Annotated in this window: 12 protein-coding genes; 6 read left to right on the top strand and 6 right to left on the bottom strand. The window is 49.1% G+C overall.

Annotated features, from left to right (window positions below; all coding sequences use genetic code 11):
* Nucleotides 1–24: 24 nt before the first annotated feature.
* Nucleotides 25–1,872, top strand: coding sequence for an alkaline phosphatase D family protein (locus L2713_RS19350; RefSeq protein ID WP_248969011.1), 1,848 nt, complete (start codon nt 25–27; stop codon nt 1,870–1,872).
* 1 nt (nt 1,873) lies between these two features.
* On the opposite strand, the gene L2713_RS19345 is transcribed toward L2713_RS19350, so the two are convergent.
* The 4 genes from L2713_RS19345 to L2713_RS19330 all read right to left on the bottom strand — a co-directional run bounded on the left by L2713_RS19345 (nt 1,874) and on the right by L2713_RS19330 (nt 5,128).
* Entirely contained in the window at nt 1,874–2,236 is a 363-nt protein-coding gene (locus L2713_RS19345; RefSeq protein ID WP_248968992.1) for a hypothetical protein, read from the bottom strand.
* 147 nt (nt 2,237–2,383) lie between these two features.
* Nucleotides 2,384–3,301 (bottom strand): pseudouridine synthase, encoded by a 918-nt coding sequence (locus tag L2713_RS19340; protein WP_248968991.1) that lies wholly within the window; start codon nt 3,299–3,301, stop codon nt 2,384–2,386.
* A gap of 52 nt (nt 3,302–3,353) precedes the next feature.
* Nucleotides 3,354–3,929 carry an LON peptidase substrate-binding domain-containing protein gene (locus tag L2713_RS19335; RefSeq protein WP_089066812.1) on the bottom strand — a complete coding sequence of 192 codons (576 nt, stop codon included), beginning with the start codon at nt 3,927–3,929 and terminating at the stop codon, nt 3,354–3,356.
* Between the two features lie 143 nt (nt 3,930–4,072).
* On the bottom strand, nt 4,073–5,128 hold the full coding sequence (locus L2713_RS19330; RefSeq protein WP_248968990.1) for an alpha/beta hydrolase: 1,056 nt from the start codon (nt 5,126–5,128) through the stop codon (nt 4,073–4,075).
* Between the two features lie 307 nt (nt 5,129–5,435).
* Here L2713_RS19330 and L2713_RS19325 point away from each other — a divergent pair, with 307 nt between their 5' ends.
* The 5 genes from L2713_RS19325 to L2713_RS19305 all read left to right on the top strand — a co-directional run bounded on the left by L2713_RS19325 (nt 5,436) and on the right by L2713_RS19305 (nt 10,795).
* Nucleotides 5,436–7,829: a TonB-dependent receptor plug domain-containing protein gene (locus L2713_RS19325; RefSeq protein WP_248968989.1), complete on the top strand. Its 2,394-nt coding sequence runs from the start codon at nt 5,436–5,438 to the stop codon at nt 7,827–7,829.
* Between the two features lie 127 nt (nt 7,830–7,956).
* Entirely contained in the window at nt 7,957–8,418 is a 462-nt protein-coding gene (locus L2713_RS19320; RefSeq protein WP_011624946.1) for a NanQ anomerase/TabA/YiaL family protein, read from the top strand.
* A gap of 143 nt (nt 8,419–8,561) precedes the next feature.
* Nucleotides 8,562–9,482: a manganese-dependent inorganic pyrophosphatase gene (locus tag L2713_RS19315; protein ID WP_011624271.1), complete on the top strand. Its 921-nt coding sequence runs from the start codon at nt 8,562–8,564 to the stop codon at nt 9,480–9,482.
* 171 nt (nt 9,483–9,653) lie between these two features.
* Nucleotides 9,654–10,265 carry a DedA family protein gene (locus L2713_RS19310; RefSeq protein WP_248968988.1) on the top strand — a complete coding sequence of 204 codons (612 nt, stop codon included), beginning with the start codon at nt 9,654–9,656 and terminating at the stop codon, nt 10,263–10,265.
* 92 nt (nt 10,266–10,357) lie between these two features.
* On the top strand, nt 10,358–10,795 hold the full coding sequence (locus L2713_RS19305; RefSeq protein WP_248968987.1) for an energy transducer TonB: 438 nt from the start codon (nt 10,358–10,360) through the stop codon (nt 10,793–10,795).
* A gap of 64 nt (nt 10,796–10,859) precedes the next feature.
* On the opposite strand, the gene L2713_RS19300 is transcribed toward L2713_RS19305, so the two are convergent.
* Complete coding sequence (locus tag L2713_RS19300; protein WP_248968986.1) at nt 10,860–12,446, bottom strand: thioesterase; 1,587 nt, start codon at nt 12,444–12,446, stop codon at nt 10,860–10,862.
* Between the two features lie 140 nt (nt 12,447–12,586).
* Nucleotides 12,587–13,627 carry an MJ1255/VC2487 family glycosyltransferase gene (locus L2713_RS19295; protein ID WP_248968985.1) on the bottom strand — a complete coding sequence of 347 codons (1,041 nt, stop codon included), beginning with the start codon at nt 13,625–13,627 and terminating at the stop codon, nt 12,587–12,589.
* Between the last annotated feature and the right edge of the window lie 12 nt (nt 13,628–13,639).

The raw sequence follows: 13,639 nt of genomic DNA, 5'->3' as shown, positions 1-13,639 counted from the left end.
CTTCCCCTCATTCTTGCAGGCCCCATGCTGCGCCACTGCGACGCCTCACACTTTACCCTCTGGTTTGTGAGCCGCGAGCCGTTAAGCGAATTACAGCTAACCTTAGGGGAGCAAAGTTACCCGTTAACAGAGGAAGAAGTGCACAACGTGCCGCTCGGTCAGCATGCCTTTCAGTATTTACTTCGCCTGTCGCGCCCCGAACTGCTTACGCCCCAAACGGTTACCCAATATCGCGTATCGGCCAAGGGGATTGATGACCTATTTAATCATGTCGAAGCGTTGAGTTATGGCGATGCTAACTCGCCCCATCTTTACTTTAGCCAAACATTGACACAGGTATGGCATGGCTCATGCCGCAATCCCCATCACCACAGTGAAGATGCCTTAGTCGCCGCCGATACTAAGCTCGCCCAGCTTATCGATAAAGGCGCTAACGAACGCCCAGCGCTATTGATGCTCAGCGGCGATCAGGTCTATGTGGATGATGTGGCGGGCCCTATGCTATGCGCCATAGGTCAAGTGATTGAAAAACTAGGTTTGCACCATGAAGCCTTCCACGGCGCCAATATTGCGGGAAGCGAAGCATTAAGTTACCGACCCGAGTATTTATATTTACGCCATAAAAATCTGCTGCCACGCACCGAATATCCTGCCAAAACTGCACTCTGGCGCTGGTACATCAATCATCCGATTTTTACCTCATCGATTGCCGAAAACCATTTAGTCAGTCTCAACGAGATGATTGCCCTGTATCTGCTGACTTGGTCGCCCGAGTTATGGGAGCTTATCGACTTACCCAAGGAGGTTGAGGGACTCTCGGCGGCGAATCAACTACGTTGGCAGCGCGAATGGCAAAATCTATTGGCCTTTAAGGCAGGGCTAAAACAGGTTAGGCGCCTAATGGCGCATATTCCCGTGTATATGATGTTCGATGACCATGATATCACCGACGATTGGAACCTCACCGCCAAGTGGGAGCAGGCGGCCTACGGCCATGCCTTTTCGAAGCGCATTATTGGTAATGCCTTGATTGCTTATACCTTATTCCAAGGTTTTGGTAACGCACCGAACCAGTTTGATACCGAGGTGCGGCCGTTGTTAGATGGTTTTTTCGCCCACCCAGCGCCAGAAACTCAAGATGACTTAATCGATCAGTTACTCAAATTCGAGCAATGGCATTACACCTTAGACACTTCGCCTAAGCTGGTCGTGTTAGATACCCGCACTCGCCGCTGGCGAAGTGAATCCAATCTCGCCAAACCCTCGGGGTTAATGGATTGGGAAGCCTTGATGGATTTACAACAGGCGCTACTCGGCCAATCTAAGGTGATTATCGTCTCCCCTGCGCCCATGTTTGGGGTCAAGGTGATTGAAGCCGTGCAACGCATGGCGACACTCATGGGCGCCTCGCTGCTGGTCGATGCAGAAAACTGGATGGCACATCCGGGCGCCGCCAATACCCTGCTGAGTATCTTTATGCATCGCAAAACCCCAGAGCAATTTGTGATCCTCTCGGGGGATGTGCACTACTCCTTCGCCTATGACATCAGCATTCGCTTTCGCCGAAGCAGCCCGAATATTTATCAAATTACCTGTAGCGGGATTAAAAACCAGTTCCCAGAGAAACTACTGCCGCTTTTCGACAAGCTCAATGGTTGGCTTTACGGCCACTTCTCGCCGTTAAACCTATTCACTAAACGTAAGCGAATGTCATTGCGCGGTAGACGCCCTAATGGCGAGCGAAGCAAACGTTTAGTCAACCGCAGTGGGATAGGAATATTGGCGTTAGCGGAGGATGGTGAACCGACAAAAATCGCTGTTTTACATGGGGATATGACTGAGACTCGGTTCGAACCACCGAGACAGGAATAGCTTAAACTGGGTTGTGTTTTGCCGCTTCTGAACTGGTTGCCCCTGCGCCAGCATCCGCAGGCTTTGCGGCCGCTTCTTGGTTAGGCAAACTCTGTTTAAATAACTGGGACTCGGGGCGTTTTTGCGGCGCAGTATCGTCGTGCATCTGATCCCAAACGCCCTGTTTTAACGACACATCGGTTTTATTATCAGCGTCCTGCGTGACCTCGGCACTCGGTTTCTTCGGCTCGATCACCGCGCTGGCCTTACGGATTTCCGTCGTCAGCTCATGCACATAGGGATACTTAGTCCAGCCGCCAAAATACATGGCGCCCAGCAACACCGCGGCACAGAGTAAAATTGAAACGATTGCAGATTTGGTCATTCTATTGAGTTCCTCAAACAATCAGCGTCAGACTTCTTACAACTCATGAGCATAACAGAGTCTGTATTCTTACCATTGCCGAGAAACTCACACAATCATCTTGCAGTCCCCCACTTCCTACACTGTGGCAATAATGCTTTCCGCTAACTAAAGCGTTAATCCGTCACATTCAATATCGTGCGGGCGACCACTGATAGGATCGACAAAACGTAATCGCTGCGCTAAAAGTTGCAACGGCTTGGTAAAATCATCCGGCCCTTTAGGGTATAACGTTGGATAAAAGCGGTCATTTAATAATGGCATACCAAGGCTTAACATATGGACGCGCAGCTGGTGCGTCTTGCCCGTAATAGGGCTTAACTCGAATAAACCAAACTCCCCATGAATCGCCACTAAACGAATCTCAGAGTGCGTATTTGCCTCACCTTCGACTATCTTCATAGTGAAACTCGGCTCGCTGCGTTGCATGCGATTTTTCACCGTCCAATACAATGGCAAGGTTAATTCGCCACGGGCATATTGCGCCATAATCTCTGGGGTGAGTTTGGCTATCGCTTGATAATCTTTACGGATCGCATCATCAATAAATAACTGGTGATAAATATGCCGCGTCTCGGGGCGAGTCGTCATCAGAATAACGCCTGCGGTTTCCCGGTCTAACCTATGGGCTGGGGCAATAGTGTCTATCCCAGTGCTTAAACGTAAACGGTGTACTAGGCACTCATTCACGTAATCGCCGCTGGGGGTGACGGGTAAAAAATGCGGTTTGTAGGCCAAGATGAGGTTGTCATCTTGAAACAAAATCGGCGACGCGAACGGGATTTGTGTTTCGACGGGGACTTCACGGTAGTAGTAAGCTCTCGCCGTTGGGCGATAGGCTGTATCTAATCCAATCAAGCTACCGTCTTGCCAATGTACTTTGCCATCAAGGATCCGCTGGCGCCAAACCGCTTCGCCAATATGGGCATAATGCTCGATCAAAAAAGAAAATACGGTTGGTTTATCAACCACTTCTAAGGGAAGAACCACAAAGGATGGTTGGGCGGCACGGGCGGTTTGAGTCATAGAAACAACTAGCGGCGATAATGAGCCGCTATTTTAGCCTCTGTGTGGTTTTTCAGTCCACATGGGACTTAATGAGTTGCAGGACAAAATCCATGGTTTTATGGCAGTCAGGTTGATTCACCAGTACTAGCTTATCGCGGTTATACATGGGCAACACTTCTAACCAACGTTGGCTCACCCAAGCCGCATCCTCTAAATGCACTTGAGAATACAGCTCCAGCAGGTCTGGGTTCACCTCATAGAATTGCTCTAGGGCGGCACTGATCAGTTCGAACTCCCCTTCTATCGGCTCTTCCTGCCAATTTTGGCAGGGCAAAGTGCGGGACATCCACAACTTATCTTTCGTCTGTGCCGCCGAGAGAATACTGACTCTCTGACGTCCTTCTAACACTATGCTGAGGGAGTCATCTTCCAGCTGATTAAAATCGATGATGTCGCACTGAGTAGCAGTGGGATAACAGGGTGGAGTACCACTGGGTTTCATCGCCGCAAAGGCTAAATCGTACTTACCTTTTAAGACTTCAGCGACCATGCGTAACTGACCCGGCTCGACCACGCGGACCTCAATCCTTCCCTGTGGCAGCAACAAGGCATCGCGCATAATTAACGCCATTTCTCGTGTTTGCATAGCAACCTCCTGCCCACTCATAGAAGGAAACGCTCAAAAACTAGCCGCCCCCCTTATTAGTTTAGAGTGTAGCAGGAGAAATAATTTCCTTCCTAAAGTCGCTGACAGCAAAAAAGAATTTAGGCTGACTTGCCGCTCTCGCCTTACAACGGCGCTAGGTGTGCAGTGATATTTCCCTTTGCACACACCTCGGCAAATTCATCGGCAAGGCGCTCGCTCAAGGCAACAGAACGGCGCCAATACTGTATCCGCTGCGCCGTATCCAATTGCTTAAAGTCTTCACGGTCGGGCACCTTACCAAAGGGTAGCGAAGCCACAAATTCCGCCGAAGGCGCGAGAACCAAGGCGTTATGGTAATTGGTGCGCGCTCGGCGCCAGGTTAAGGATTTATCGAACCATCCAGGGCTCATATGGGGATAAAAATGCGGGTACAAGGTTAAGCCCGAGGCATGGGATAGAGGCAAATCGAAGTGGTAGTCAGTGATGCCGCCATCATAGTATTGCCCTGTGGCAACGCCCTCAATCTGAGATACGGGTGCGAGCACGAGTGGAATCGACCCCGTCGCTAACATCACTGAGTTCATATTGGTTTCGGTGAGCTGCGCCTGCTGGCTGGGTAAATCCTCAAGTTGTTTAAAGGGAGATGATGCCAGTTGCTGGCTAAAGACCACCCGCTCAAAATGCCAACCCAAGGTTTTGCGGCTAATGAGGTTAGTCGCGGCCGTCATCGCTAACCCTGCTGCCAAGGGCAATTTATGGCTAAGGCGATTGATATGTTTAGCACGGCATGCAATTAAGTGACTGTGAATAAAAGGATGATTCACTATCTCGCGCCCGCCCGACTCGCCGAGAATGCCTTGGACTATACCTTTTACCTGCTCGCTCACTTCCTGCGGTGTCGGTATGGTTTCATACCGCTGGCCAATATAGTAATCCTCTAAACGTCCGTAGGCTTGTAGTGGATCCTGCTGCGCCAAACAGGCTAAACGCCACGCTCCCGACGAGGCCCCTAAGGTATAAAGCGGTGTGTTACGCTGCTTAAAAAATTCCGTGAAGAGATACTTATCAAGACCCGCAATCCCTAACCATTTGGGCCCACCGGATGCAGCCAATAGTTGTGTAAAAGCATCGGGATGCAGACCTTGTTCCCTAATAATGTTAAAGGCCGTAGGACCTGCAAGAAAGCGTAATGCGGGCAAAACTTAACTCCTTAAAGTGCCTCAAACCCGAGGTTTAGCGCCATTAAAACACAGCCGCTAAGCGCGATAAACCTTCAACATACCTGATGGATCTAGATGATTTTATTCACTTAGCCCATCACATTCGAAGTGGCGACATATTCGACTGGCTTTAAGGGATTATCTAGAACAGTAAGCTCTGAGTTAGTACTTTTCTGTCTAGATGTAACAATTGTTACAGTGATAACCTTCACCCTATCGAATTGTTACTTTCGTTGGTTCAATGTTTTCGTTCCAGCCTAAAGGTTACTCCACATTGAGAGGTTTTATGCGTCCAGCCGTTATCGCATTAGCAGTATCTTCAACTTTGGTTTTTCCTGTCGTACACGCAGAAGAACAGGCCAGCAGCTTTGAGAAAATTGAAGTGGTCGGCTCGCGGATCGCCCTGCGCACCGCAACTGACAGCGTTGCCCCCGTCGATATCATTACCGCGGAGCAACTCGAATCCACCGGTATGACCGAAACGGCTAAGGCGCTGCAATTTGCCGCGCCAAGTTACAGTTTCCCCTTTTCATCGGTCACCGATGGCTCAGACGCGGTGCGTCCTGCCAGCTTACGCGGCCTGTCGCCGGATCACACGCTCGTACTGGTAAACGGTAAACGCCGCCATGGTTCGGCGCTGGTGCATTTAAGCGGCACTGTCGGCAAGGGCTCATCTAACGTCGATTTGAACGCAATCCCGATGACATCAATTAAGCGCATCGAAATCCTGCGTGATGGCGCCTCGGCACAATACGGCTCAGATGCAATTGCAGGTGTTATCAACGTAGTCTTAAAAGACAACGATCAAGGCGGTAGCGTCTCGGCTCAAGCCGGACAAACCTATCTGGGTGACGGTGAACAATGGCGCGTTGGTGTGAACCACGGGATCAGCCTAAACAACGACGGTTTTGTGAATATTGGCGTTGAAGCTCACCATAAAGACAGCACCAACCGCGCAGGCTTAGATCCACGCCAACAATATCCTAAGCTGCCAGACGGTACAGATGAACCGCGTGAAGCGACTTTCAACCGCAAGAGCCACCAAGTGGGCGACGCCGAATACGATAACTTAGGCTTATTTATCAACGCAGCGCAGCCTTTCTCAAACGACAGTAAACTCTATGCCTTCGGTGGCATTAGCCAGCGTGAAACCAAATCCGGCGCATTTTATCGCCGCGCACTCGATGCCCGTAACTTGACCGAGCTGTATCCCGACGGCTTTTTACCGCAGATCAATCCTAAGATCATCGATTCATCATTAGTCCTAGGTTATGAGTTCACCCTCGGTGAATGGAATATCGATACCTCAGCGGGCTATGGCGGTAACTCGTTCGAATACAATATTGTGAATACCCTAAACGCATCACTCGGCCCAGATAGCCCAACAGAATTCGATGCGGGCACCCTGTCCACCAGCGAAGCAAACCTGAACATCGATGCCTCACGTTACTATAACTTTGCCAATGATTCAGAGATCTTAGTGGCAACGGGTGTCTCTTGGCGCCAAAACGGTTATCAGATTGAGGCGGGCGAACCCAACTCTTATATCAATGGCGGTTATGATAACCGTGCAGCGGGGAGCCAAGGCTTTACTGGCTTTACGCCCGAATCAGAAGTCGATGAAACTCGCGATAATACCGGTGTTTATGTCGAGCTTGAAAACCAATTAACAACTGAGTTTTATTGGGCGGCGGCGCTGCGTTACGAAAACTATTCTGACTTTGGCGGCAACACCAGTTGGAAGCTCGCGGGCCGTTACGACTTCACCGACCATTTAGCGCTGCGCGGCACAGTGAACACAGGCTTTAGAGCGCCGAGCGTGCAACAGCTGTACTTCAGCAATATCTCGACCCTGTTCAATCCTGATCCGACTACGGGCCAATTAGTGCCAACAGAATCAGGTACCTTCAACACTTTATCGCCAGTGACTAAGGCCCTAGGCATTAACGAGCTCGACCCAGAGCTATCGCAATCCTTCAGCTTAGGCTTGGTCTACACCAATGATACGGGTCTCGCCCTGACCTTGGATGCCTATCAGATTTCAATCGATGACAGGATTATCCTCTCAAGCTCAGTGACGCCAAACGACTCACCGGCTGTTGCGGCGGCGCTAGCCAATACCAATGCAGAATCGGCGCGCTTCTTTATTAATGCCGTCGATACCCGTACTCGCGGCGTCGATTTAGTGGTGAGCCAAGATTTTGATCTCGGCAACTGGGGCGATTTACGGGCTAACTTGGCGTACGCCTATAACAAAACAGAAATCCAAGATATTCATTTCCCAGAAATTTTGGACGGACTCGGCCCTAAACTCTTCGATAATATCGAACAAACCCGCATGACCTCGGCCACGCCGCACAATACGGGTAACCTAGGACTGACCCATGAATTAGGTGACTTTAAGACTAATATTCGCCTCAGCTATTTTGGCGATTATACTGTGGGTTACTCAACGGGTGACGTGAATTACAGCGACCAATGGGTGATGGATTTATCCGTGCGCTACGCCGCAACCGATGCCTTAAGCTTCACCGCTGGCGTACAAAACTTATTTGATGTGTATCCTGAAAAACGCCCAGATGACAATAACTTCAATGGTATTTTCGTCTATCCATTAACCAACACACCGTTTGGATTTAATGGGGGATACTACTTCCTCGAGGCTAAGTACACTTACTAAGCCGCAAACCATCAAAACAGGCCATTTATGGCCTGTTTTTTTATGTCTATCGCTTATGTTCTAACGACGGTGAACTGATTATAATCTTTACAATTCACTCATTTACTTACGCCATATCGAGTACCCCATGATTGTCGATACCTTAGCTAATCGCCATATTTATCAATCACTCAGTCCACGCATTGCCACGGCATTAGCACATCTTGCCAGCACTGACTTTAGCCAACTGCCCGTTGGCAATTATCCCCTCGATGGCGAGGATATTTTCGTGATAGTCAACGACTACCACACTAAGCCACAATCGACCGAACCCTTTGAAGTACATCAAAAATACATCGATGTGCAGTATGTGGTCAGCGGCGAAGAAGAGTTTGGCTATCTACCATTGGCCGACCAAACACCCTCAAAACCTTATTTCGAAAAGCACGATTACGCCGAGTTCGATTACGAGTCAAATAAAGCCAACGCCTCCTACATTCAACTAAAGGCAGGGATGTTTGCGCTCTTTTTCCCTGGCGACATGCATATGCCCGGCACGAGTGATACACCGACAGCGGTGCGTAAAGTCGTGATAAAAGTGAAGATCTAACACCTGTGTGAATAATGGCCACTGCCAGCGGTCGGTTTTTAGTGGAATAGCGACTTAAGGGCGCAGCGATATGCGCTTTGGCTATTTCCGAATCGGGCGAAATATTGTTAAAATTGCCACAAATTTAAAGGAGAGTCCCTGAAATGCCTATGTACGTTGTCGGTCACAAAATCCCCGATTCTGATTCAATCTGCGGTGCTATCGCGTTAGCTTATTTAAAAAACCAAATCGGTGAAGAAGCCGTTGCCGCACGTTTAGGTGAGTTATCACCCGAAACCGCTTTTATTCTGGAGCGTTTTGGCTTTGAAGCGCCAGAATACAAAACCAGCTATGCTGGCGAGCAGGTCTACATTGTTGACCACTCAGAACTGACTCAAGCACCGGACGATATCGCTCAAGCGACTATCGTAGGTATTGTGGATCACCACAAATTAGGCGATCTGACCACTGATACGCCTTTAGAGTGCTGGATCCGCCCTGTTGGTTGCAGCAACACAGTCATCAAGATGATGTACGACTTCCATCAAGTTGCCATCCCTAAAAATATCGCTGGCATCATGATGTGTGCCATTCTGAGCGATACAGTGATCTTCAAATCACCTACCTGCACCACCGCGGACATTCGCTGCGTTGAAGCCTTAGCCGAAATCGCTGGCGTTGAAGACTTTAAAGCGCTGGGCATGGAAATGTTCAAGGTAAAATCGGCAGTTGAAGGCACGCCAGCACGCGATCTCGTGATGCGCGACTTTAAAGACTTCAACATGAACGGTAACTTAGTGGGTATCGGCCAGTTAGAAGTAATTGATCTGTCTGTATTTGATTCAATCAAAGCCGAGCTGGAAGCCGATATCAAAGCCCTGAAGGTTGAAGGCAACCGTCACAGCGTACTGTTACTGCTGACTGACATTATGAAGGAAGGCTCAGAGCTGTTAGTGGTTTCTGACGATGCCGATCTGGTTAACCGTGCCTACGGTAAAACCCCAGTCGATGGCAAAGTGTGGTTAGACGGCGTATTAAGCCGTAAGAAGCAAGTTGTGCCACAACTGCAGGCCGCTTTCGCTTAATAAGCGACCATTAAGTTGTTATGCATAAAAAGCCGAACTCAGTTCGGCTTTTTTGTGCCTTGAATATGCGCCATTCCATAAAATCGGCATGAAACTTTGCTCATAAAGCTATCCTAAATTTGGCTGTGCCGAGTAAGATGGGATGATTCATTCTCGCACTCTGTTTTAATCATGCCAGAAGCCTTGCAACACCTTATCACCGAAATGACACCTTGGTTGCAGCAATACGGTTATCTGCTGCTCTTTGTAGCCATCGCCGTCGAGGGATTTGGTATTCCTGCACCGGGACAATCCTTACTGATTGTCGCCAGTTTACTGGCTGCTACGGGGCAAATGTCGCTGTCATTAGTCTTAATCGTTGCCTGCGTCGCCGCCCTGAGTGGCAACAGTTTAGGCTACTTTATCGGTCGCCGCTTCGGTGAGGTATTGCTGCGAAAAGGCTGGATTAAGCCGCAGCTTGAGGACAAGATCCACAGTGTGATTGGCCAGTATGGCATTGCCGCCCTAGTGCTCAGCCGCTTTGTCGAAGGGCTTAAGCAGTTTATGTTTATTGGCTGTGGGCTAGCCAAAATGCCCTTTAAGCAATTCGTAATGGGAAACCTACTTGCCACCAGCATTTGGGTAACGCTTTTTGGTCTAGGCCCGGTGTTAATCCGCGATGAAATCGCCCCTATTCTCACGTTTTATCATCAACATAAATACCCGACATGGGCAATCGTTAGCCTGCTTTTAGTCCTTTTACTTCATTTTAGTTGGCGTAAATTCCAGGTTAAAAATCAGTAAAAAGTATATTACAAACGCTGTTTTGATCAGATAAAGTGGGCAGCTAGGTTCCCCTTCTAACTAAACGGATATTGAATAAACAAGGAGTGTAGATGAAGTATTCTGCTTGGGGTGCTCTCGCCCTTTTAGTGCTTACCACCCCATGCTTAGCATTAACTAAGCATATTTATGGCGATGTACAAGTTACCAATATTAGCCCGAGTAGCGATTTTGTTTGGGAACGCGACAATACACAGCAACCTCAATACCCAATAGAACTCGCGCGTTCACGCATAGCGGGTTGTACTGTGCTGTCCTTCGACATTTCCGAGACAGGTGACACTGAAAATATCGAAGTCATCAATTCTGTCCCCAATAATGCGATTGGCAAATATTCAAAACAAATACTTAAAACATGGAAGTGGACACCCACCTCTACAGTTAAAACCGCCGAGAAACGCACTGTCAGACTCGACTATTGCCTTGGGGAAACTTCTTCCGCTGAATCAGAGAAACAATGTAAGCAACAGGCACAACTCGCCTGTAGCTAACCATTGAACACATTTAATTTTCTCAAAGGTTAAACAAGCCCCCAGAGAGAATCCTCCCGTCGATTTACTCAGTCTCAACCTTAGGTTGAGGCTGAGTTGGTTCATTAGGTTGAGTATCCTTAGTGGTATTTATCTCGGTTTGGGGCTCAGTATTAATTTGAGGTTGCGCATTAGTTTGAGACTCAGCATTAATGGCTGGCGGCTTTACCGTGGTCTCGACTTCCTCTTGTTTAGTGTCCCCACTCACTTCATTCGACTTGCCATCCATCGCTTGCGGCGGGGTACGATCATCTGATGGCGGCACTATCGGCAAACCTTCCTCAATCGGTGCTTGCTTCTCTAGCGTCTCTTGTGAATCTTGTAGCTTAGGTTGTTCGCCTTCAGGTAATGGCTCGACTAACACCACGGGCTCTGCTGGGGTATTTGTTTGCGTATCCGACGAGCTTGCCGCTTCCGAGTCGGGCGCCAACGTGGCTAAATCTTCATTCGCTGGGCTTTCGACCGCATGTTTAGGCAATTGATTTCGATACAAATCAATCATCCCCATCACCTCGGACAGCGCCTTGGCGTGGTCCGGCGTTAAGATCCCATTATGCCCAGAGACAATTTCATCGGACACGGCCAGCACCCATACAGCCTGCATATTGGCGTCTGGACAGGTTTGCACGCTGCGCCGCGCCTGCAGGCGAGCACGGATTTTCCAACCCGAATGCGGCAAGGTCATCATACAACCCGGGATTTGATCGTGAGCCATTAATGCCGAAGGCATCTTCATCGGCGTCGAACAATTACCGCCAGAACATTTATCAATATCATGGGTAATAGCCCAAGAGTTACCCAGCGCCCGCTCGCCGTCCTTGATGTAATTAAAGGCCTCTTTTACCGCAAAATCGCCCTTAGATTGCAGCACCACCATACTCGGTTTTTGCCTATCTAAGCTCATCAGCGTATCGAGTGGTTTAAAATCCTGCGCCGGCGCGGCGGGGTTTAACAGTAAGAAAAGATTCGGATTATCCTGCTCATTATCGATGGCCGCCTTGATTCTATCTTTACTGGCGTGCAGCACCACTAAGCCGCCAAGACTGTGGCCAATCACGGTATAACGCAGTAATTGATGTTCAGCCACTAACCCATCCAGCTTATCCAGCAGCTGCGATAGCCCGGTTTGCCCAATGCGTTTGGCCACGGCTTTACGCTGTAAAATGGTCGGGAAATCCAGCGGCTCAATCCAACTGGTAGCATCTTCTGAGCCATCGAGCCAGAAGGGATCCAGCTTGTCACCACGCCAACCTATGTATAAACCTAATAGGTTACGCTGGGAGTCGGATGCCGCCATCTGCTGATAAAACTGTTCGAACGCGACAAAGTTTTCGTCCGCCGGATTAGCGCTATGGTGCCAACCGTGGACAAAAATCAGCAACTCGGGAGCAGTGCCATTATTGGGTTGTAAAATCCGCGCCTTGAGCCCTTGCCATTGTCCATCGTTATGTGGCTGACCTTGATCATTAAATTCAATCACATGCAGATTTTGCGTAGCAACATCAGGGCCGGGGATGTGATAGGCTTGGTCAGGAATAAAAGGAAGTAAAATACCGAGGAACAACAACATTAAAAACAGTAACTTGTACTGAGTAAACTTCTTAAGGCTCATTTATGACAACTAAATTGTGGCCAGACTAGGCCAATATAGACACGCTGCTGGGGCTAACAGCAAAATTGGCCAAATTATACGCTAACCCCAAATTTCCAGCTAGAGCCGACGATGCCTTTTATCATCAAGCTTAGCTCGAGTTAGCGCCAGGTGTCTGGCAGCTTCACTTGGCTCCAAAGGTCATCGCACAATGGCGCTGTATGTTGCCACTGACCGCTGCAAATCCATTTCACTAAGGCATCACCCACCTGTGGATAGACGATGGGACTTGGCGATGCCGCCTTGAGCCAACGTTTGACCACGCCCATGTCTAGACTCATCATACTGTCACCCGCGCCCAATAATTGCAGCGCTGCCACATTCGATAGCTGCTCGAATTGACCAATCAGCGGTTTGACCAACAACTTCTTACCTAAGGTCAGCGCCTCGCTCGCCAACTCAAATCCGGCATTACCAATCACTCCACCGCAGCTCGCTAAGTGCTGTTTAAATCCGTCACGATTAAAACCATGCCATTGAATATGGTCGGCAAGCGGTGCAGTCGGCTGCTTAGCGTGATACACCAAAAACTGATAATCCGTAAAAGGCTTAAAAAATTCGGCGATCGCATCCGCCTCTTCGAAGGGTAAATACACCAAAATTTGATGGGTATGTTCAATAGGACTGGCATCGACCTCGACAAAGGGAGGTAGGATCGGAAAACCAAAATGATGCCAATGGCACCCCAGTGCCACGTCCACTGGCGCAAAATAGTTGAGTAGCAACTCATTAAACCAAGTGCTTCCCAACTTAGGCACAGGGTGAGTCAGGGCCGCTTGATGACTTATGCCGATGGAGGGGACGCCTTGGCGCCTCGCTGCCCATGCGGATACGGGTTCAAAATCATTCAGTACTAGGTCATAGCAACTCAAATCTAATGCTTGGATATCCTTAAGCAATGACAAGGAGCAATTCTGTCTCACCGTTTGCGATACATTCACTCGCCCTGAGTGAGTCGCAAAGGTCATTCCCGCTTGTACGCGATACTCCCCAAAACACTCCATATCGAAAAAATGTTCAGGCTTGCGCCCCGAAAACAAAAAGTCGACTTGAATATTGTGCTCAATTAAGGCTTTTGCCATCACTCGAGCACGACTGAGGTGGCCATTCCCTGTGCCTTGAACTCCGTAGAGTATTCGCATTGCTTATCCTTT

The organism is Shewanella seohaensis (assembly GCF_023283775.1).
GTDB lineage: Bacteria > Pseudomonadota > Gammaproteobacteria > Enterobacterales > Shewanellaceae > Shewanella > Shewanella seohaensis.
The sequence above is the reverse complement of the archived record's forward strand: the minus strand, read 5'-3'. Positions and strand labels throughout refer to the sequence as shown.